General features: G+C 50.6%; 13 protein-coding genes. 1 reads left to right on the top strand and 12 read right to left on the bottom strand.

The window, feature by feature from the left end; genetic code table 11:
• Positions 1-7 precede the first annotated feature (7 nt).
• From VFO10_RS23460 to VFO10_RS23415, 10 genes are all read right to left on the bottom strand, one after another.
• Positions 8-2,299, bottom strand: a complete 2,292-nt coding sequence (locus VFO10_RS23460) for a hypothetical protein (RefSeq protein ID WP_325144425.1) — start codon at positions 2,297-2,299, stop codon at positions 8-10.
• 14 nt (positions 2,300-2,313) lie between these two features.
• On the bottom strand, positions 2,314-3,654 hold the full coding sequence (locus tag VFO10_RS23455; protein ID WP_325144424.1) for a hypothetical protein: 1,341 nt from the start codon (positions 3,652-3,654) through the stop codon (positions 2,314-2,316).
• 56 nt (positions 3,655-3,710) lie between these two features.
• Entirely contained in the window at positions 3,711-7,523 is a 3,813-nt protein-coding gene (locus VFO10_RS23450; protein ID WP_325144423.1) for a hypothetical protein, read from the bottom strand.
• Positions 7,524-7,544: 21 nt separating this feature from the next.
• The gene (locus VFO10_RS23445) at positions 7,545-8,933 is read right to left on the bottom strand and encodes a hypothetical protein (RefSeq protein WP_325144422.1); all 1,389 of its coding nucleotides are present in this window, start codon (positions 8,931-8,933) and stop codon (positions 7,545-7,547) included.
• Positions 8,930-10,090: a hypothetical protein gene (locus VFO10_RS23440; protein WP_325144421.1), complete on the bottom strand. Its 1,161-nt coding sequence runs from the start codon at positions 10,088-10,090 to the stop codon at positions 8,930-8,932. The genes VFO10_RS23445 and VFO10_RS23440 overlap by 4 nt, the downstream gene beginning before the upstream one ends.
• Before the next feature lie 24 nt (positions 10,091-10,114).
• On the bottom strand, positions 10,115-11,938 hold the full coding sequence (locus VFO10_RS23435) for a hypothetical protein (protein WP_325144420.1): 1,824 nt from the start codon (positions 11,936-11,938) through the stop codon (positions 10,115-10,117).
• Between the two features lie 151 nt (positions 11,939-12,089).
• Positions 12,090-13,745: a WD40/YVTN/BNR-like repeat-containing protein gene (locus tag VFO10_RS23430; RefSeq protein ID WP_325144419.1), complete on the bottom strand. Its 1,656-nt coding sequence runs from the start codon at positions 13,743-13,745 to the stop codon at positions 12,090-12,092.
• A 348-nt stretch (positions 13,746-14,093) separates the two neighbouring features.
• Entirely contained in the window at positions 14,094-15,416 is a 1,323-nt protein-coding gene (locus tag VFO10_RS23425) for a DUF1566 domain-containing protein (protein ID WP_325144418.1), read from the bottom strand.
• A 182-nt stretch (positions 15,417-15,598) separates the two neighbouring features.
• A complete protein-coding gene (locus VFO10_RS23420; protein ID WP_325144417.1) occupies positions 15,599-17,131 on the bottom strand; it encodes a hypothetical protein in 1,533 nt (510 codons plus the stop codon).
• Positions 17,132-17,185: 54 nt separating this feature from the next.
• A complete protein-coding gene (locus VFO10_RS23415; RefSeq protein ID WP_325144416.1) occupies positions 17,186-19,147 on the bottom strand; it encodes a hypothetical protein in 1,962 nt (653 codons plus the stop codon).
• Between the two features lie 281 nt (positions 19,148-19,428).
• On the opposite strand from VFO10_RS23415, the gene VFO10_RS23410 reads away from it, so the two are divergent.
• A complete protein-coding gene (locus VFO10_RS23410; RefSeq protein WP_325144415.1) occupies positions 19,429-20,592 on the top strand; it encodes a carbohydrate-binding domain-containing protein in 1,164 nt (387 codons plus the stop codon).
• A 74-nt stretch (positions 20,593-20,666) separates the two neighbouring features.
• On the opposite strand, the gene VFO10_RS23405 is transcribed toward VFO10_RS23410, so the two are convergent.
• Complete coding sequence (locus VFO10_RS23405; RefSeq protein WP_325144414.1) at positions 20,667-21,062, bottom strand: hypothetical protein; 396 nt, start codon at positions 21,060-21,062, stop codon at positions 20,667-20,669.
• Between the two features lie 11 nt (positions 21,063-21,073).
• Positions 21,074-21,678 (bottom strand): hypothetical protein (locus tag VFO10_RS23400; RefSeq protein WP_325144413.1); only part of this gene is annotated, 605 nt, incomplete at its 5' end.

The following is a 21,678-nucleotide window of genomic DNA, read 5'->3' as shown; positions in this document are numbered from 1 at the left end:
CAGATCCTTAAAGACAATAGTTCTTGAATTTGAAAATCAGTTTGCCCTTGCCCGAGCAGCGCAGGAAATATCCCACCTCATCATCAGAAATGGGCAAGTCCTGCTTCCGATCCTCGCTCAGGCGCGAGAACTGGCCTGGACCCATCTGCAGAACAGCCGATCCATCGGAACCGGAGAAGTCTGCAAATTGGAAGTTGCTCACCTGTTCAGCAGGCAAACCCGAGATCGCGTTGTTCTGCAGCTCCAGAGTGAAGGGCTGAGTCACACTGCGGCTCAGAAACTTAAAGGCGGCCACAGGTTTCACAAGTGTATTGCCCGTGATCTTGAGCTGGCTGTCTTTGATGAACTGCCGGCTTGTCGCGCCCATGAGCGAAAGATTATCACCCTGCAGCCTGGTCTTGGCTGTCAGCACTTCCGCCGAACCACGCAGCGCCAGGGCTACGTTGGTGCCTTGCACAGTAGCTTCTTTCTCACGGCCTTGGATGAAGACCTGACTGTCGGTGGCGTCGACAGCAATGTTTTCCACTTCAATGCCGCAATCCAGACAGTAAAGTTTCGAACGTTCCACGTTTTGAATGGGGAAACCGTTTTCATCGGTCAGGGTCGTAAGGATCCTGGAGCCCATGTTCCAAAGGTTCCGGCTCTTGTATTCACTGCGTTTGATAGACGACTTGAGAAGAGTCAGGACAGCCCCATCATTGACTTCAATGCCGCTGAATCGTAGCGTGCTGCTTTCATTGTCCGACAGAAAGCTCCCGCTATTAATAGCTGCTTTCAGCTCCACGCCCTGTATCAGCACGTTCTTGCGGCCGGATATCGTAAACGTCCTTACGTCGGTAGGTGAGGCCGGCATGCACTTGTCTTTGCTGGTACAAAGGAAACGATAGGTCAAAGCCCGAGTGTCCGAAGGAACCAAAGGCTGAAAGCGGGTATCGGAATATCCCACGTTGGAACCGATACGAATCGGATCCACCCCTTCCACGACCACGTTGGAATCCAGTTTAATAATCTGTTGCGTGGTTCCGCTCGGACAACGGGTCTTATCTTCCAGAACCTTATTGAAATCAGCAACGGTGTACAGCGAACGATCCAGGATCTTTTCACAGGAAACCTGCTGGGCCACCTTGGGGCAAGCGAAGACACTGCCATTCACCTTGCGCTGACCCATCAGCTGGGCCCGAACTGTACTGAACCATTCCCGACTGCTTCCCGCGAGGCCGATCTTCTTCATCAGGTCATCACAGCCCACGAAACGATAGCTGTTCGACTTGTCCAGCTTCGCTTCTGCTGCCTGCTGGGCATCGAGTTCAACATCAGCCAGTGTATTGACCACAGGTGCTGCAGGCAACGCTGCAAGACGGGGCGCGGGGCGAACGACGAGCGTTTCGATCTTGGGTTGAAAAGCTGTACAGGTTCCCTGACAGTAATCGAAGAAAACCTTGTCTGCACTAAGATTCACCTCAGAAATATTCACCGACTTGATATCTTCCGGCTTGATTTTGTATTGCGTTGACAGCTCGGTGATCAAAGCATCGTATTCAGGACTCGCATATTTGATCAGCTGCCCATTGACCCGATGAAAGCGGAGGATAGTGTCAACCTTCGTACTCTTCGAATCGACATCCTGATAGCCGAGGAATACCAAAGCTCCAAAAGGCAGAGGACGGGCAGGGTTAGGTTTGAAGACGGACAGGCGATACTTGGTGGTATCAGCGCTGGCGCAGCTCAGATCAAGTACCTGGTTCGCATCTTCGGGACGACCAAAAGCCAGATAAGGAGTTCGCTTTTCAAAACCAAAAAGTTGATTGGCGAAGTTATAGACGCAGCCCGCGGCCGTACTGTCGATGCTGTAGTATTCACCGGCTTCACCGGTACCAAGGAAATAACGGTTATCGTCGATGTAAAGAATGGGATCATCTGGGGTCTTCGAATCATAGTTCCTAGGCAGAAATTCACCATGGCACGACAGTTCGCTTCGCAAGATTAGCTGGCTGTTATCTTCCAATGGAGAGATCAGGGTCAAAAGATCCTTGTTGGGAAGATCAGCGCCAGTTTTGGTATCCAAAAGCGCGTCGAGCTCGCCCAGGGACTGACAACCCGTCACCACATGAAGATTGCGGCCAGCAGCCACGAAATAGCGCTTCTTGGAATCCAAGGTGTCGTAACCCACAACCCGGATTTCAGCCACGCCGCCGGCATCACCTACCTGAATCACATTCAACTGACTCGTTTCTTCCGAATGGCATGCACTCAGAAAACCCGCGACCAGAATCGCGCTCAAAGCAAAAATTTTTTTCATATCATGCATCCTTCTCATTTGATTTCACAGCTGCTGACCTGATCGAAGCTCAGGCCGACCGTTCCGTATTTCGCGACATCGAATCCATAAGCTGCACAGAATTCCCGTGCTGTCTGACTCGTTCCGTCGACCACCAGCTTCTGCTTGGTGTTCTCGCAAAGAGGGTTCTTCTGCTGCGAGAAAAGAGCCGGAGTATTGCAAGCGCGCTTGTAAAAGCTGTCCGATTCCGGACCGACTGCGATGTAGCAGTAGTACATCGCACACATTTTCCTGGCGAGCTGGGTATTCTGAGCTTTGAGCCCTTGGAGCTTCTGCATGCGCTCACCAGCCAGCTTGATGGTCCCTGCATAGCCAGTAATGGGGCCCATATCGTCGATGCGGCTGTCGAGAAGCTTGGCCAGAGAAGTCGGTGCATCGCCGGCGAGAACATTGCTGAGATCCACTGTGTTGCCCTTGTCATCCTTGTCCGTCAGCAGACCCTTCTGCCATTCATCGTAACGCGCGAGGATGGCTTTAGCTGTGGAATAGGACCACTTGTAATCTTCAACGACTTTGTCGAGAGCAGGAGCAACATTGATGTCAAAGTAAGCCCGGGCAGGCTGATAGGCTTGTGCAGTAGCGGCAGCCTTGGCTTCACCGGCTTGTACACGGCCTTCCATGCCTTCGACCACTTTCTCGGTCATGGTCTTCTTTTCGACCAGGAGCTGAGTGATCGGGGAGGTTCCTCCGAAATATTTTCTCGATACCTCGGCGTAAGTAGCGTCCACGACGGCCTGCTCACGTTCCGCGGTGACCCCTTCGACGATACCGCAGATGGAGTTGAAGCGGGAGTTCAAGGGACCCTGGGTCACGTCCTGGCACGAGGCGACCTCTTCAATAAGTTGCGTCACATCGCGACCAGTATCCGCCGCATAATTCACGCGTGCATATTCCCAGCGAATCGAGCGCAGAGACGCCAGTCCGTTTTCACGGGCCTGGCAAAAAGCAGCGCGCTCACTCACGTCGCGGTTGATCTGAGGCAAGGCCAGACGTGCTCTTTGACAGTGAGCAAGGCCTTCCATCAAACTCGCAACGACCTGCCGTGGAGCATCGAGTCCCTGATTCTGCAGTCTCTGCCAGCGTTCAACACGGGCCGTGACTTCATCCGCCGCACTGGGGCGCGAATCGCTATGATATTGGCAAAGCCCCTCACGGAAATCCGCTTCGGCCGGCACGAGATTTGCGCGAAGCCCCGCGCAGTTTCCACCGATCCCTTCCACCCAGCTTTGCTCGATGGAAAGCTCGGGGGTCTCAGCTTGCGCGACTGAGGTGCCTATGATCAGGACGCTTGCGAAAAGGCGAACCCACGTCTTCATATTTTGCGTTCCTCTTTGAGGTCTTGAAATTTTCATGATCGGTTCCTTATCCGTACCTATGAAGGACGCTGATTTGTTGAATAAGTCAGGTACAGGACGTAGGTTGCGTTATCATAGCCGCAGCCCTCGCTGGGCGGTGGCAGTGTCAACTCATAAGTTCCAAACAGTGGCAAGCCCAAAAGGGGTGGCAATGTCCCGCCGTCACCCACATTGGGGGGTATGGCAGTCGACAGGAAGTTATTCAAGCGCCACTTTTTCATCCAGAAGGCTTCCGAAGCTTCAGCAATCGAGCCTGTGGTCTTGATATCGTAATTAGCAAGATCCTTGCGCGCCTGAGCTACAACCATAATGGGAACTGGTGTGGCATCGAGTTCCGACGTTTCCTTGAACACGAAGCCGTTTCCAGTATGCTTGAGTACGTAAACTTTGGATTCTGCGTTCTGACAAGCCGAAAAGTTAACCACTATGTTGACGTCAACGAGCAAAAGATTTTGTGTCAGACCATTCAGGGTGTCAGCATCAAAGCTGGAGGACCAAAGCGAGAAATAACCAAGACGCTCCATCTGCCCACGGGCAAAGGGATTGATTTCAAAGCTGGCTTTGCGCTCAGTTGCCAAAGTGCGAGCCAATCCACTGCCTGACGGAATCACGATGCGGGTCGTCTGAATCGTGATTGGCTGCTGCTGAGCCAAGAGAGGCGCTTTAATGACCTCTTTCAGCTTGGAAAGGTCATCAAGGGTCCTCACGTAGGGAGCACTCTTGGAAGTGCCGAGCGAGAGAGCACTTTCACCTTGGAGAGCCGTCAACGACTTGATCTGATTGCGCATAAGGATAAGGATCCGGTTTGCCTGTTGCAGGAGCTCACGCTTCTCCTCGATGAAGTTGGGCACGCTCTTGCTCAACGCGGCCATCTGCTCCTGGGTCGCCATGAACATTTTCTCTTTTTGGCCATTCGAGGCATCAGCAGCCTGCAGATATAAGGTGTTCATCAACTTCTCGCGCTCATCCGCAACCTGCTTGTCCATACTGATCTTGAACTGATTGATTTCGGTGCGCAGACCTTGATCGACAACATCCAGCTTTTGCAGCTTGTCCGAGTATTCCACCAACTTCTTGGTGAAGGTATTGTTCTGATTGATAACGCGTTCAACCTGAGCGTATTCATCATCAGCGATCGCAATCAACTTATCATTCTTGATCTTGGTCAAACGTGCGACCGCCTCTTCTGCAGCCGTCGCTTGCCTTTCCAACCCGTTGATTTTAATCTGAAGATTCGCAACAAGATCCTTGCGGGTCTTGGTATCTTCGCGAAGTCGACGTAGAGTGGCCAATTCCGTATCAATTGAGTTCAATTCGATATTAAGGTTGGCATTCTCTGCATTCAGAACGGAAATACTGGACAGTTCCTTTTGCTGAGACAGCACTTCATTCTGAATCGAGCGATTGATGTTGTTTGCGCGAAGATCCACACTCTTAATCTCTGTCACAAGGCGATCATGCTCGATACGAAGGCTGGCTTTGGTTTCGTCCAAATTCGTTCCTTCGCGATCACAGTCGACGATGATGGTTTCCCGTTCGATCAGTTTGCTGATGATATCCTGCTGGAACTGCTCGCTGCGGCCCATAATGCCCGCAATTGCCTGCATGGCGTGGAAATTCTTGATATCCTTCGCAAGTTTCTGTTGCTCGATGGCAGCGAGGATGTTCTTGATACGAATCTCGAGCTCTTGAGCCTTCTCAAGGTTTTCAAGAACGAACTTCGACCAGGTGATAAATCTGCTCGCCGACTCACGCGCTGAATCCACTGCTACACTCATCGAAGCCTTAACATCGATGGTCGTGATGGCCCCGGATGACAAACCGCAGGCACACACTGAAGTCGTCGGTATTGAAGCTGCAACTGAAAGAGAAGCCTCGAGCGCCTTGACGACAGTTTCCATGGTTGCTTGCGTAGTTGCCGCGATCGAAGTTTGTGCTAAAAAGTTCGTAAGCAAGGCATACAGACGAGCGCGATTGGCTTCCGACGCCTCGATTTCCTTATCAGCCAATTCCATCTCTTTTTTGAAGATCTCGCGCGCAAATGCCAGTTCAGTCGTGGGAGTGACGCCCTCGCATTGGGTCAGGCTCTGCTTGACTATGGAATCGTTTTTCAGCTCAGGGGGCAAAGAATCATAGCCGATCGCACATAGAGCCTTAGCGACTGAGTTGATATTCTGAGCATTGACGCGCTGACGCAAGCCGTTTGGTCCGCACATCTTCTCACGATATGACGTTTCTGTTTGACCGACGGTACTCACTTGGCAGGAGTATACTTTCGCTTCATAAGCGGGCAGGGCTTCTCCTACAAAGGCCATGCGGTTACGAACTGAACAAAGCTGGGCTTCAAGGGAGCCGATCTGCTGCTTATTCAACTCGTCACGCTCAAATTCCAGGCTTTTCTGGTTGTTCTTCGAAGTCTGGATATTTGCGTTCGCAATCTTAATCTGTTCAGAGTTAATGGTCTTCCGGTTGCCGGTCTGATCTTTTTGATTGGACTTGATCGTAATATCAGACTCGAGACGGGCAATCTCAGATTCAAATTGACTCACCTGAATTTCAAGGTTGGTTTTGGACAATTCCCAGCCCATGAGCCAACGAAGATCGTTCAGTTTGCGATCCTGGTCCGAGAGATCGAATTGGATGATGTCCGCTTCTTTCCTGGATTGAATAAGAGTCTGACGGTCATTCAGCTCCTGAAGCTTCATTTTCAAACCGAATTCATACTCAAACTTCTGACGCTCATATTCAAACGTCTGCTTTTGACTTCCCACTTCCAGGAGCTTGGCTTCGATGGTGTTGCTCATGGCCTGAGCGGATTGCTCCAACTTGGCGATCCGATATGAGCTTTGAGCGATCGAGATGTCTTTGCGACGAGCTTCTTCGTTGATCTCTTCTGTGTCACGGCCGAGCTTCGACTGCTTCCAGCTGCCCATGAGGTTTTCGATGTTCTTTTCCGCTTCATTGATACGACCGACGAGGGAATCGAGTTCGGTCTTCAATTTCTCAAACGAGATCTGAGAAAATTCTTCAGGATCGATATTCAGGAAAATATAGCCCTTATCCAGTGAAGTAAGTCGCTGTTCAATAGCATAGCGCTTCGAGAAAAGATCGGCTGAAAGCGAACTGAATTGCTGATCATCTTCGGGGATCTCAAGAGCTGCGGATTGAAGGACCCAGTTAGCCTTCTCATAGTTATCGCGCGCCAATTCGGATGCTGTCTTGGTCTTCTTATCGGATTCCGACTCAGCGTTTTCCGAGTCTTTCAGTGTCTTGCCAATCAGAAAGCGCAGCCTTTCCAGTTTGGTCTCCGAGACCGACTGGTACCAATGGTCGCCCGCAGTCATATAGAGCTGAGCCAAAATCAATGTGTATCGGCCGCTCTGGAATACGTAGTCACGGAAATCAGAGGACTTCTGTTTATTCAGAAGCTCTTTGGCGGTCTCCACGATCGAAATGCCATTTTGGGCAAAGGCCAGGAAGCCTTCTGTCTTCAAGGCCGAATTTGACGACTTGTAATAGTACGCCAAGTCATTGGCCATGAAGAGATTGTATTCCGCCAATTCAATGTGGCAATCGAAACCGCAGAACTTCAACTTTTCTTCGGGCTGGCATTGATTATAAAAGGCTTCGCCAAAGGTCTGATAGGACGAAGTCATCGTCTCGATATCACCACGAGCCTTCGAAACCTTCATATTCTGCACAAACTTTGCGGCCATATTTTGAGCGGCTGCGATATCGATATCGGCCCGCTTACAGATCGCAAAAGCTTCACCTTGGCCGAAGGCAAGCGCGAGAGCCAGGACAATCTTCATTTTGATCAAGCTTTTCATATCTTGGTTCTTCCTGTCCTTTTAGTTCGATACACGGATGTATTCCTGGGTCAGCGCTTCCAGGTGCTTGGCAAAAACTTCAACCATCTTTTCCTGACTATTCTTCTGATTGAGCCTAAGAAGGTATTCGCGCGACTTGCTCAAGCAGCCATCGAGTTTGGTCAAAAGTGTATCCGTAGGCCCCAGCCCGGGATAAAGAGTCTGGGCACCCCAGCTGGTCGGCGTCTTGGGCAGGATGCGATCGAATTCCTGGCTGAGTCCCGCACAACCTGCAAAGTTGGATTTTTCGGTAGTGGGCACGAGGTCCTGAAGCTTCTCCAGATTCACCAGGAACTGCCGAGTGAAGTCATTCAACATCTTCTGCTTGGCATTCACCTTTTCGATGGCTTCAGGAACAAAAGCCACCTTGGAAGTCTGACGAATCAGATTGAAATCAATCTTATCGAGAGTCGGAATCACGCTTTGAATTTTGAAGAGATCGTCGTTGACCAGGGTAAGGCTGGCTCCTGCGGCCCGGACATCCTGCTCGAATTGCAGAAGAGGTCCCGTCAAAGGATCAATTTTATAAACACGGTCCAGAATGGGCTCAAAGGTCTCCGCCACCATCGCCTGAATAGGGGCAAGGGTCTGTGTGGATTCTTTTTCAAGCGAAGCAACAATCCGGCGATTCACCTGAGTTTCAATACGAGCCAGGGATTCCGCTCGGTCCTGAGCCGGCTTGGCAAGACACACCAATTTGGTGCTCAGATCGTTGTTATAGCGGTTGGCCAAAAGATCGGCATAATTCTTCAAAGCCGTCGGGTCGTAGCTGCTGGTGTCCGTAACCACCTGGCCATCGCCCAGCTTCAGATAGCGCTCGGCCTCTTCCAAAGCCTGGCATTTCTGGATCAAACTTCCACCTTCGCGATAGCGAATGAGTTTGATGACGAAGAGTTCATAAGCCGCCTGCAGACGCCGGCCGGCAAGTGTCGCCTGCTGCTTCCGCACCAAAGCCTTGGTAGCCAAAAGTTCAGTAGGTGTCGCAGGAGCGGGCGCCTCATAGGCGGATTCGCGGTTCATGTAAAGGTGAAGCGTCAACTCACGACGCGATAGCTCAGCCGCGCTGTCGGACGGCAGGGGTTCGACGAAGTAAGGAACCTTGACGACAGTATTTTGATCTTTCTGCCAGGATCCTTCCTGCCGTGATCTTTGCTCAGGTGGCGTGTTGTCCATATCTTTCAGCACGCCTTGATAAAGGTCCAAACGAGGACCCTGCTCACCTTTCAAGGTGTTTTTCCAGAAAACGTCAAGATCATTGAACGTATACCGACCGTTGAAGGCGAAGGCCATATGAGATGCTAAAAGGCTCGCGCCTACCACCGGCCACAGCAAAAGGCGCGATTTTGAGGCTTTCGAAATTTTTGATCTCATGGGAATGCTCCAGTATTAGGGATCGCTCGCATCAACTCGGCGGATTCCTGGCAGTACCAGGGACTATAGAAGGCGCACTCCGCGGAACCATTAGCCGACTCACGAAGGCTTTTTTCGATTCGAGCTATGGTGGCAGCCGGTCCATTCTGATCCAGAGGACTCTGGATTTCAGTTTTGATTGCGGCCAAGGGCGCAGTTTGTGTGATTTTTGTGTTCAGATTCAGATTGCTCGTCGCTTCCTCGCGGGTATAGCGGCCGCGAATGACGAAGTTCTGACGAGCTTTTTCGTAGTCATTGACGTTGACGCCGTCAAAGGCCGCAAGAAGCTGACGCTCGATGGATTCGACTTTTTCCCGCCAAGCCCCGGATTTGATTTGGGCTTGGACAAGGCCCCGGGAGGAATCGACCTTCAATCCGAGTCCATTCACGTCACCCCTCTCATTGCGGGTCACCTGAATTGTACCCAGGTTTTCCTCAAAGGCTTTGGCGATTAAGCCCAGGCGCTCCTGCGACGCCACCAGTGCCGTCCTGCGCAGCTCCACCTGAGTTTCCAATTTTACGGCTTTGGTGACAAAACCGCTGATGGTCGTTTGAAGATTCGACTTGGTGTTTTGGATCGCAACACCGAGTGCGTCGTTGGACGATCCGCCGATAAAGAGTGATTTGAGGCGCTTATCCGCATAGTCAGCCACGCGGAAGCGAATCTCATCCTCGGTCACACCATTTTCCAAACAGCCGGAGACGGTGCGCAGACTGTCGATGATTTTGGAAGCAAGATAGACCCGATCGAAATCAACAGGATCGGCCAACCCTTTGTCCTTCATCATGTAAAGATAAGCGGCCAGCTCAGTCCGGGCCGACTTCGCGAACTGGCACTGAAGACTCTTGGCCCGATTGCGAACATAAAGACCATGATAGGAAACGCCTTTGAAATACCTGGCAACCGCACCGCCGCTGCCATCTTCGGCCGCGAAATGCTGGATAATCGCATCGTACTGCCCGCATGCATGATACTTGGTCAGGCACTCATCGTTATTCAACGAGCTGCAGCTGGCCAGATAGCTGCTCGAGCAGAACTGCTCGGAGGCAGCCTGTGCGTCGCCCAGGCTTCCTAAGCAAAGCAGGGCGAAGCTTAATTTCTTCAGCGTTTTCATCATGGTCTCAAACCTATTGTTAAGCAATTAAAGCGCAGATGCTTTGGTAACAGTGCCCCAGTTGTTGATAAACCAACCGTTCGATGGATCGACGAAATCACAGACAACAAGATTGTCCGCGTTTTCGCCGGTCAGAAGCTGGCCCCAGCTCCGCCCACCGTCGCGAGTGGAAAGGATGCGAGTACCCAGTGCCAGAAAACCCGTCTGAGAATCGACGAAATTGAAACAGCCGATGCTACCTTCACCCTGACCAAAAACTTTCGACTGGCTGAACGTGAGACCGCCATCTTCCGAACGGTAAACATAACCAGCAGACGAAATCAGAGAGATCACGTTGGCGTCAAGGACGTGCATCGAAAGGAATTCCGCCGCATTGTTAGGCGAATTACGTGGGATTTGAAGGGCGCGCCAGCTCAAACCACCATCGTTTGTCGCAAACAGAGTAGACAAAGCCGCAATACCAGTTTTCGTCAGCACATAACCGTTGCTGCGATCGGCAAATTTCATGTCGTTGATATTACCAAACCCTGTCCCGACTGGAGGATTGAGCTTGCTCCAGGTTTGACCGCCATTCACAGTCTTATAAACATTGTTATAAGTAGCTGCCCAGGCCGAGTCTGCATCGACTGCGGAGACAAAAGGCGTGAATTCATTGGAGCCGGTTTTCACGGTCGTCCAGGTTTTACCACCGTCCACGGTTTTGGCCACAAGGCCCTGTCCGCCGGAAACCCATACGATGTCCTTGTTTACAGCTGCGACGTCATCGATGGATTCTGGAGTTTTCAGGATCTGGCTCCAGGTTGCTCCGTCCTTGGTCCCAAAGACGACGCCATCGTTATTCACCATGCCCACGAACCACCCGTTCTGAGCATCAGCCATATCAAGTGCTGGTGAATAAATCACTCCGCCCTTGTCGGCAGGGCTGCTGTCGGTGGTCAAGCGGCTGACCAACGCGTAGCACTGACCATTGGAGCCCAAAATTGCATTATTCGCGCAGGTTTTGAATTCCAGGACTCTCTTATCTTCCATCACAGTACCCACCGAGGCGGTGATTGTGACTTTACATTGCTGGCCGCGGAACGATAGCGGCACTTCGCCATTGATCAAGAGAACAGTAGGAAGCTGTGTGGGTTGAATCCATTCACAGGCGCCTTCGGTTGTCATTGTAAGAGGAGCCTGGGTGCCATTCGGATTACGGACGCTGAACGAGAACGTTGGGATTTTCTGTTTGGGAGCTACGAAAACCTGTTTGTCATCGCCAAGGTCCCAGCGGGCTTTAGCGCCGATGGAAACACCGGAAAGACAATTGATATCGAATTCATCGCTGGCGTCGAAGATTCCGTCTTCAATCAGGGTCGGATCCAGAGCACGAGCCTTGCTCAGATCAAAGCCCATGGCGTCAGCGAGTGCCTGACAACCGAACATATAAAGGGTGTTGGAGCCGCGCTTTTCAGCAAAGAAGTATTTGTCCTGACCACCCAAATTTGACTTGTAGAGGATCCGAGGGCCGGCTTCGCAGTCAAGTTTCGGTTGCTCATCAATCTTGAGCGCCAGAACTTCTTCGCTATCAATGGATTTCGCAGGGTAGTTGCTCAAAAGGCTGCTTGGAAAGCCCGTAGCGTCCACCAACTTGAGAAGACCGCTGGGGTTTTTACAGGTCAGCTCGTAACCCTTGCCGTTGGATACCATGACAAAACGAATCAAATCGTTGTCACGCACCCGAATCACAGTGGTGTTGGGATCTTCGGCCTTGGCATTTTGCGACAGCACACTGTCCGAAGGCGCGGCGCTGCATGCCGACAAGAGGGCTGCAACAAAGCCTAATCCACAGAAATCTTTCCTTTTAAACACGCATACACTCCTGGCTACTCGATATAATGGTCAAGCTTGGCTTAATACGGATGCTCAGCTCATGAAGATGTTGCAGGGAAACGCTAAAAAATAAGCTAAAGCGTTTCCGGGTCGCAACACACCCATGCACTGAGACAACCGGGGGCCGATGCTAATCAGCTGAGATACGTAGGGTATTACCGCGGTCGTCATAGCCGACCACGAGAGACGGGTTCAGAACTTTCAGATTCAAAAAGTTCGTCATCCCTTCAATTTTAGATTGACTGGAAACAGTCCAAGTGACACCCCCATCGCGGGTGACAAGCAGACTTTTATAGGCTGCGTCGGGAAGGGTGGCGATGGCCCAACCGACCTGCTCATCGTAAAAGGCCACCTGATCTACGCCGCTTACAGCAGGCATAAACTTGGGTTTTTCCCAGGTCTTGCCCCCGTCAGCAGTTCGATAAATAGTGAAGCGGTTTGCGACCCAGGCATGGTTCGCCGTGCGGGCATGAAGGTCGTTGAGCCCTTCCTTGTAGTCGAGGGTCAAGACCTGCTGCCAGGATTCACCGCCATCCAAAGAACGCCAGACCTGGTTGGCTGCGTTCGAGCCAGGTGTATTGACATACACGAAGACTATGGACGGAGAAACGAACTCCAAAGAGCGAATGCTGTAATCGGGGAATATGGGAAGGCGGACTTCCTGCCATGTGGAGCCCGCATCACGCGTCCGGACCATCTGATTGTAATAGCCCGTCACCCATACATTGGTTTCACCGGGCGCAAAAAGCTGTTTCCACATCACCTTAAAGGGAATGGCAACCGGGTTGAAGGTCGCGCCGCCATCGTTCGTCCGATAGACAAAGCCGTTGCCTTCGCCTGAATACCAACCCGATGTAGGGCTGCTGAAGGACATGGTTTCGGCCCGAGCATTGATGATGCTGGTCCAGCTCTGTCCGCCATCGGTCGTCCTATAGATGCGGTCCATGGCAGCGCGGAAACCGAGCTGTTCGCTGGCAAAATCAACGCCCGGAGTATAGACGCTCTCTGTAGCGGACCATTTATAGACCTTGGGTATTGCCGCGATTCCCTTGCACACGCCGCCCACGTTGATGGTATTGGGTCGACAGGTCTCGATCACAAGGTTTTTGGAATCTTCTGTGATAGTGCCTGCCGCTGCAGTGACCTTGAGCTTGCAGCTTTGCTCTGTGAACTCAAGGGGAACAGTGCCGTTGATCACCAGAGCCGTCGGCAGGTTCACAACATTCAGCCAATCGCACTTGCCTTCCTGCGTCAAAGTCAGGGGTGCATTCACACCATTGGGGTCCTTCGCCGAATAGGTCAGGACCGGCAATTCCTTGCCTGGCGTCACGACGATGGATCCTTCGCGGGCTGTGTCCCAGCTGGATTTGCTGCCGATCGCAATACCCTGAAGGCAGTTCAGATCCTGTTCGTCGGAAACATCAAAAATAGGGTTTTCATCGATCAGCATGGGATCAAGGGTCCGTGCTTTCATGATATCAAAACCCATGGCATCGACGAGGCCCTGACAACCGAACATGTACAGTTTGGTCGAACCCTTGGCCCCAAAGAAATATTTGGTCCTGCCATCCAGGTCGGCTTTATAAAGCAGCTTGTCGTCCGATTTACAGGTCATCTTAGGCTGCTGGTCAATTTTCAAATCGGCAGCGTTATCCATTGAAATGGGCGGATACGCGTTCAGAAGCACGCTGGGAAAGCCTGTGGCATCGACAAGTCGAAGCAAACCAAGAGGGTCGCTACAGGAAAGTTCGTAGCCTTTATTGCCGGACACCATCACAAATTTCATGACAGAGCCGTCCATCACGCGAACAACGCGAACGTTTGGATCATTGGGGGTGGCGGATCTTTTCAGCTCACTGTTGGAATCTTTACCGCAGGAAAACATTAAAGCTGAGACGATAAAAAGGAATGGTGATCGCAACACGTTAGGTCCCTTACTTGGAAAGAGCCTGCAGTCCATGCCATACATAGGAAACAAAGCGACCTACCGATATCATCTAATCGGAAGCGAAGCAAGAGTTAACAGTAGGCAATTGGAGACAGTTCAGGCCAATGTTTATCGGAGTTTGGCCGTCTGGCAAACCGGGCAGGGCCCAGGCCCTGCCGAAACCATAAGCTGGGCTAATTCCCGCCCTCAGCGAATGCAGTTATGCATGAGAACTGTCTTCTTGGTGAGGGGACGATCCGTTCCATCGATTAGGCTCACATAGTAGGCCTGGGTGGTATCCGTTGGCACAACGTTGACTGACCACGAATAGGAATAGAGATCCAACTTGTCGATGGGCGCCAGGTCATAGACCTTGTCCGTGACGGCCTGCTTGAGTTCTGCGACGGTGGGTAGTCGCCAATCACTGTAGCCGCCGTAGACCAGTTTGAAACAAAAGGTTTGCGCATCATCGAAATTGCGGTAGGTGTTATCAACTCTCGACCACAGTCGGCCACGTGGGTCATTATACACGCAGTTTTCCTTGCCGTTGCAAAGGCCATCACCAGCTTCACCCAAAGCACCGCCGACACCAGTATCGGAGAGAGGATCACGGATCCAACCATTGCTTTCAACCGGAAGGGGGAGTGCATTGATTTGGAATGTTTTGCTTTCGGCGCGCGAGCTTCCTTCTTCGGCCTTGATTTCCAGAGTGCAGCTCACCTGGCCTTGGAAATCATAAGGAGTTTGACCTGTGATCAGAAGAGCGCCGTTCACTGCGGTGCTCTCCACCCAGTCGCATTTTCCCGTGCGGGCCAAGGTTAATGCCGCCTGCGTTCCATCGGCTTTCCGGGCCGCAAATGTCGTCAAGGGCAAACGATCCGCCTTCTTCAGGGTCAGAATGCTGTTCGTCGGAGTGGTCCACTGGAGTTTGGCCCCGATCTCAATGCCACCGATGCAGCTGATATCGTCGTTATCATCCGCCGAGAATATCTTTAGATTTGAAATAAAATCCGGAGTTACGGTCGTCGCGGCATCGATCTGAAAGCCCATGTTGTCGACAAGGCTTTGGCAACCAAGATTGTAAAGACGGGTCCTGGATTTGCTGGTATCGGCAAAGAAGAAGCGGGTTTTATCGGCAAAGTCGACTTTATATAAGGCCTTGTCCGGATTGCTGCAGCTGAGTCGTGGCTGCTCATCCAGTTTAAGATCCTGGGCATCCTTGCTATCGAAGTCATAGATAGGAGTCGAACTCAGAAAATCAGTGGGAAATCCCGTAGATGAAATCAAGCGTCTCAACTTCGGAATAGTATCGCAATCAAAGCGATAGCCTTTTCTCGCCCCGCTCTGAGGATTCACTGTCACATAAGCGAAGAAGATCGACTCCGCGTCGCGAACCCTCACGACGCTGTTGCTTTCGTAAGTCGGAACCGCATTCATTTTAACCTGGGAATCTTCGTCCGTTGCCCCGCAGGCCACAAGCATGGCACTGAGGACGAGGGCGCCTGAGATAAGTGAAGACAGTGATTTCATAGGGGTTCGGATCCTTCCTGTGACGATGATTCAAAAAAACAAATAGAGGGTCACAGGTAGAACGCATTGGTGAGCGATTACCTGCAGGGTAGGGCAGAAAAACTTGAGGATAATACAGCCAAAATGACACCAATAATGAGGGTCGGAACTGGCGGCCTGGCTGCCTTTGTGGGTTCGTACGGTCAAAGCGAAGGTTCTGACCTATGCTTTTTCAATTTCGCGTGGACATAGACTTTGCCTTGTCCTTCAACGAAAAGCTCAAGATCTTCCGTGCTCGGTGGGACGAGGCTCATATCAACTTCTATCAAGTATCCGTCATCCAGCATTTTTGTAATTCGCGCGATCTCATCAAATGGTTTTTTTGCCAGAAGGACGGGCTCGGCTCCCGCATAAACGGAGATGCTGTCGGGTTTCGTGTCGGCTTTGGCTTTTATGCCGACTGTGAAAATCCCAGTTCCGGAATCGGTGGTCGCGAGTTTATTCTTTGAGCCCTTCAAAAGGCGGATATAAGTCTGATTGGTAAAGACGTTGTTAACATCAATACTCCTAGTGGCCAAATACTCAGCTGCTCTATCATCAAAAATGCAAGACGTGAAGATCTGGTCATGCCACTCTCCTTTGTAAGGAAAATGGGCCTTTAAAGAGTTATCTTCCAATGTGAGCACAACGGAATTCTCTCGGTGATCCTTAAACTCTTTCAGTTTTCGATCGTCGATCTTGAAAGTGAATTGAAAAACTTTATCGAAATAAGCTTCTGTTAAAGATCCGCGATCAGTGGAAAGCAATCCAAATACTTCCTGAGCTGAATAAGCTAAGGCACTATTGGGTGCAATGTAAAAGCCAAATGGCGAAAATTCCAAATCAAAATCTTTGTTGTGGCAATAAAAATAGGAATTGTAAGACGTATAGTCTTTAACCTCGCCTCGCGTCGGAAGGAATGACAGAAGCTCTGCCTTTTGATGATTGAAACAGTTAGGATGGACACCATCAGTCTGCAGGCAATAGCTCCTCTGAACACCAACCCAATCGTTAGCCTGAAGAGATTGCCAATTGTAGGCTTGGCACATAACGGAATCGCGAAAGCCTTTACGACAGCCAGATCCGCCTTCGATATAGGTATCATTAAGACCCATGATATGACCAAGTTCATGAAGTATGACAATATCTGCATCCTGCCCTTTACCGAGCCAAATCTTTTCGTATGTTACGAATGCCCGATTTTCACTGAAGACCTGTTTGAGAGTATCAAGGTGGACGATTGTCAAATCTGTACTCTTCGGGCACAGCTCGCCTGTTGGCAAGTCTGTCGAGGTCACACTTCTTGTGATTAGCGCGAAGTGAAAATTTATGAGCTTAGGAAGCCTATCTGCGACAAATTGAAGAGGCTCCATCCACGCAGCAAGAGCTTTCTTCGTACCACTTTCCAATTGATCGCGAAGAGAACTGCTGTCAGATTGCGTAAGGACGCAAACATCAATCACATCCTTTTGCAGCGACTGGATGAATGGAGCATATGCTCCGAGATATGTCTGGTAAGATTTTCCCGGATCACCGTTTCGGGGAATGCACTCTTCACCCAGGAGCATCATTTGCTTGGCTAAGCAGGATTCGTTCGTTTCTCCAGTAGGTTTTTTCGCATCATCGTTCCGACCGCAGGATAAGCCAAGAAAAAAAAGCAATAAGGAGAAGATCCCTACTTTGATGTTCCGAGACATGCTGCTTCCTCATAGCAAATAGACAAGCACGCCGTCCTTGGCATGCTCTCAATGTTAACGACAAATATTGCCGATTTTGGTCGATGAAACGACAACTACGTTTCCATTGTCACAGCGCTGACGCACACGGTATTCACCTCCCGTCCCACAATCTGTAATCGTCCAGGTTGTATCGTGAAGTCGAGTTCCACAGTTTTTAGGGGGCGGAGGCAAATTGGCTTTGCATGCACCTTCTTTAAATTCATAGCCAGCAATGCACGAGACGGAACTTACAATCTGCCCTTGGCCATTACAAAGATTGTCTCTGTTTCCATAACCGATAGGTTCTGACCATGTATCACCTTCCACATGCTGCGAATCACAAGCAATCTTACAACTCCCGGCCCTCAGGAGATACCCGCTCGAGCAGGTGATAGGCCCAGCCGTCAAAGTCGTACCCACACAGCTATTTTTCTGCGTACCATTCGTAATCCCAACGTCCCAACTATTGCCATCCACATGAACCTTGTCACAGGTCAAAAGACAAACATTATCCCGCAAAAGTGCATTAGCGTTACAGGTTCTGATACTGGAAATATCACCATTCTTGCAGATCTCAGTCAAAGATCCGTTCGCAATTCCGGACGTCCGCACATCGCCTTCAAGGAAATCGGAAGCACAGGCCTTACGGCACTGATCCATGCGCTTTTCATATCCAGCGAAACACGAACCAAGTCCACGATCTTCCGCAATCCCTGTAGCCGGGCAATACATCAAACGGTACCCCTTGCTTTCATCCGATGGAACGGTCCAGGAATCCTGATACCTATGCTCGGAATCACACGCTACGACTTCACATGTCCCTGTAGCATTAGGTTTAGTCCCTAACGCGCATACGCGCTCCACAGTTACAGTTTTAGGTTCGGAGACAACTCCACTGAGTTCTGCACTGAATTCTGCATGACACGATACTCCAAGCAGCGGCAAATCGCTTAGACTGAGCTTGCGGGTCGAAGCATCAAACTTGAATACGTCCTGGCAGTTTGCCTCAGGTTTGACCGTCAAGGTCACGGTCCCTTTATCAGCTGTCACGCTGCAGGGATTAAATTCTGAAGGTTTGGAATACTTACGGTTCAACGAACAATCCGTTGTTACAACGGGCTGGACCTTAGCCGTAGCGGCGTTAAATTTCAGGCTAGTCTCGAGCGGAGTCTTGGCTGCGGCCGTAATGGTCAATTCACAGGATTGGTTGTAAAAATCGTCTGGCGACTTCCCAGTCACGAGCAGGCCCGAACCCAAGAAGATTTTCTGAATCCAATCACAACGGCCGACCTCCTTGGTAATCGTCAAAGGCGCGGTCGTTCCGTTGGGGAGAAGGGCTTCAAAGCTGGTGAATCCTATGTCCGTTCCTTGAGCGACGAGCTTCTCTGTATTTGCTCCCGATTTCCACTTCACCCCGGCGCCAACAGGCACACCGCTGATACAGCTGATGTCATCATCATTAGCAACCGAGAAAATGTTCAGATCGTCGATGAAATTGGCACTCAACTCCGTGGCATTAGCCAATTGAAACCCCATGGCATCCACCAGAGCCTGGCACCCAAACATATAAAGTCGAGTCTTGCCCTTGACGGGGTCTGAAAAGAAGTATTTTGTGGTTTGATCTATATTGGCTCGATAGAGGACCTTTTTATCAGACACGCAGCTGAGGACGGGCTGCTCGTTGGGCGCCAGGTCCAGGTAGGCCTGCGAGTCCATTTCGAGGACCTGAGTCGTGGAAATCAGGTTTGCGGGATAGCCAGTGGCTTCAATCAATCTGTTGAGTTTGAGTGGATTGTCACAGGCCAACTTGTAGCCCCTGTTGTTCGAAACCATAACAAAATCAATGCGACTTCCATCACGAACCCTAACAAGGTTGGACGTTGGGCTCTCGGGCGTCGCCTCCCGCTTGAGCTCCGAGCCGCTTTCAGTGGCGCCATCACAGCTCATAAGAGCCGCCAAACATACCGCTTTAAGAACGTTGTTTTTCCAGGACATGGTCTTCTCTTGTAGTGAAAAGTTGGTGCGATCCCCGAATATTTCCAGGAATTTGAAACAGTTATCCAATGAACCATGCTATGGAACCACCAGAAGCGACTATATTGCAGAAAATTCAGTACCTCATGATTGAATAGCTAATCTCTATATTGATCGTCCTTGCCCGCTTTTGTTTGTTTCTACACAAAACTTAAGTTGCTTCAAAAAAACTATTCGGCTATATCTTGACGCCTCGCAAAACACGTCATTGCTACGTAATCTGCTATAATTAGGAGCTTTGCATGATGATGCCTCGTATTTTCTTCCTATGTCTGTTGGGGATTTTGGGCTTCACGGAAAGAGTGAGCGCCCAGACTTTCGGAACCAAATTCGTATGCTGCGAAACGGAAAACCTTTCGTGCCTGGGTGGCGGCAGCTATACAAAATACACTCCTACTCTACGTGACCGGGCTTTGACCCAGGTTGATGCGCAACTCCGGTGCGGATTCCAATCCATGTACTGGGCAACTCATTCATGTCCCGCTAGTGGAGGCTGCTCATCAAATTCTGGAGGCACAACGACCCCAGCTCCTGTCTACAAATGGGACGAAACAGGCCTCTACTGCTACCAGACTTCCCCGTTTGCAAAGGTGGCTAACTACCGCTGTGGGAAAGCTTCGCGGCAGCTCGAAATCAAGGAGAGCTATTGCCTTCTGACAGTTGACGGTGTTTATAAAGGTCTTCTCAATCGCGGGCAGGAAGATTGCCCTGTCGTTTACAGCTCGAGTACACCGCCCCCAACAACTTACGTTTGGAATGAAGAGTACAGCTACTGCTACAGTCAGCCGAATTTTGCCAAAGTACCGAATTCCAATTGCGGCAAGGCCTCAAGAATTCTACAGGTTAAAGAGAGTTACTGTTGGGAATACGTTGACGGCGATTTAAAAGGCTCACTGTCACGCGGTCAAGACGATTGTCCCGCCGCACCAGGCAGTGTGGAAGATGGTTCATCCGATACGAACGATGATGGCCCCATCCCTTTGCCTGTTCAGCCTACGGATACTCCAGTATGTTCAAGTTCGAGTGTGGATCCTGACGGCGATGGCTGGGGCTGGGAAAATAACGCATCTTGTAAAGTTTCAGTAGTTAGCACACCTGCCCCCGTGAATGGTGGCTCGGCCGTGGACGTTATTATACCGGCCGCTGTTCCACAGTCTGGCAGCTTCTCCCTGGATATCTATTTGAATCAGAGTAACAGCGTGAATGCCGTTGTTTATGTCAAAGAGGATGGCGGAAACTACACTGTTGTAGCCGAGCAGTACCTGACATTGTCTCCGGGTTACAATCAAGTGACTGTGAATATCAATCAGACGCTTAGTCTTCGTCTGGCATACCGCCTTGAAGTACGCTTCAACGAGGGCAACTATAGCCGCGAAGTTTATTCTACGACGATTTTTGCCCGCTGAAACTTTCGATCTCGACTTTTGAGACTTGAGAGGGATTTGGTAAGCCCTTTGGCCCCATATCTCTCTTCGCGCTTCTACTGCCAATGGCATAAATTTCTATTTGATTCTGTGGAATCATAAATTCCACCCAATCTCCAACCATGCATGTAAAGTTTTCTGCGTCCCAAATCGATCCAATTGGTTGCGAATCGGACTGCAATCACGCCATCTTCATAAACCACTTCACACTCACCCCGGAATTGGTAGTCCGCTACCCCTGTGATTGTGACGCTTGGCTGATGCTCTTTAGAATCAGAAAGCAACCGGATCACCGCTGGATCGGGAAGAGTCAGCTCAACATCGTAGTCTTCGCCTATGACAGGCGGATGTTTGGATTTCCAAACACCCGAGATAAATCCAAGTCCTGTGTCACCTTCTACAAGTGTTTCGCCGTTGATTAAGTGTACAAGCTTATGAATTTCAAGCCGCACTGGGTTGGGCCTCAGGTAGTTTCCTTCGAGTAAAACAAGCGGCTACTGTACCACATCATTTCGCCCTCAAAGATATCAGGAAACTCAACTTGATGTATTTCTCCCGCGTCGTCGCAGGCATTGCCTTGTTCGCGAAGATATACCGACAGTCTTTCCCAAGCAGCATGGGGGTCTTTGGCGACAACGAAGCAATCGGTATAGAAGCTTTTAACTTCTTGCCCATCAGGTCCTTCAATGGCTTCCCCTAGTTTCACATTCACTCCAGAGAACTGGTAGAGATGAACCTTTGGGAATAGAAAGCATGAATTCCTTTTCCATCGCTGTTTATCGAGATCAAGGAGGACTGAGGGTTGCCCCAGCTCGATCAGGTCACGGCTCGCTGTAAGTTCATTTACGTTATCTTTAGCGATTCCCACATGGAAACTCTGAGAAGCTTCCAGACAACTCAAATAGTTTGCGAGTTCGACTACTCTTGTGTCATGCTTTTTCTGAACTCGTATGAAATCGGTTAGGTTTGTGTGATATTTCGAGGCCCCTGCATGGCCTTGTACATGGCGATCATTTTCTGCTGGAACTCCGCCTCCCGAGCCAGTAGCCAGTATTCCCGACGGATCTT

It is taken from the genome of Oligoflexus sp. (assembly GCF_035712445.1).
Lineage (GTDB): Bacteria > Bdellovibrionota_B > Oligoflexia > Oligoflexales > Oligoflexaceae > Oligoflexus.
This window is presented reverse-complemented; position numbering and strand designations above follow the sequence as displayed.

Bases quoted from the DNA above. Each gene is read 5' to 3' on its own strand.
- VFO10_RS23460 (WP_325144425.1), bottom strand. From the start codon at position 2,299: ATGAAAAAAATTTTTGCTTTGAGCGCGATTCTGGTCGCGGGTTTTCTG.
- VFO10_RS23455 (WP_325144424.1), bottom strand. From the start codon at position 3,654: ATGAAGACGTGGGTTCGCCTTTTCGCAAGCGTCCTGATCATAGGCACC.
- VFO10_RS23420 (WP_325144417.1), bottom strand. From the start codon at position 17,131: ATGTCTCGGAACATCAAAGTAGGGATCTTCTCCTTATTGCTTTTTTTT.
- VFO10_RS23450 (WP_325144423.1), bottom strand. From the start codon at position 7,523: ATGAAAAGCTTGATCAAAATGAAGATTGTCCTGGCTCTCGCGCTTGCC.
- VFO10_RS23445 (WP_325144422.1), bottom strand. From the start codon at position 8,933: ATGAGATCAAAAATTTCGAAAGCCTCAAAATCGCGCCTTTTGCTGTGG.
- VFO10_RS23410 (WP_325144415.1), top strand. From the start codon at position 19,429: ATGATGATGCCTCGTATTTTCTTCCTATGTCTGTTGGGGATTTTGGGC.
- VFO10_RS23425 (WP_325144418.1), bottom strand. From the start codon at position 15,416: ATGAAATCACTGTCTTCACTTATCTCAGGCGCCCTCGTCCTCAGTGCC.
- VFO10_RS23430 (WP_325144419.1), bottom strand. From the start codon at position 13,745: ATGAAATTTGTGATGGTGTCCGGCAATAAAGGCTACGAACTTTCCTGT.
- VFO10_RS23440 (WP_325144421.1), bottom strand. From the start codon at position 10,090: ATGATGAAAACGCTGAAGAAATTAAGCTTCGCCCTGCTTTGCTTAGGA.
- VFO10_RS23415 (WP_325144416.1), bottom strand. From the start codon at position 19,147: ATGTCCTGGAAAAACAACGTTCTTAAAGCGGTATGTTTGGCGGCTCTT.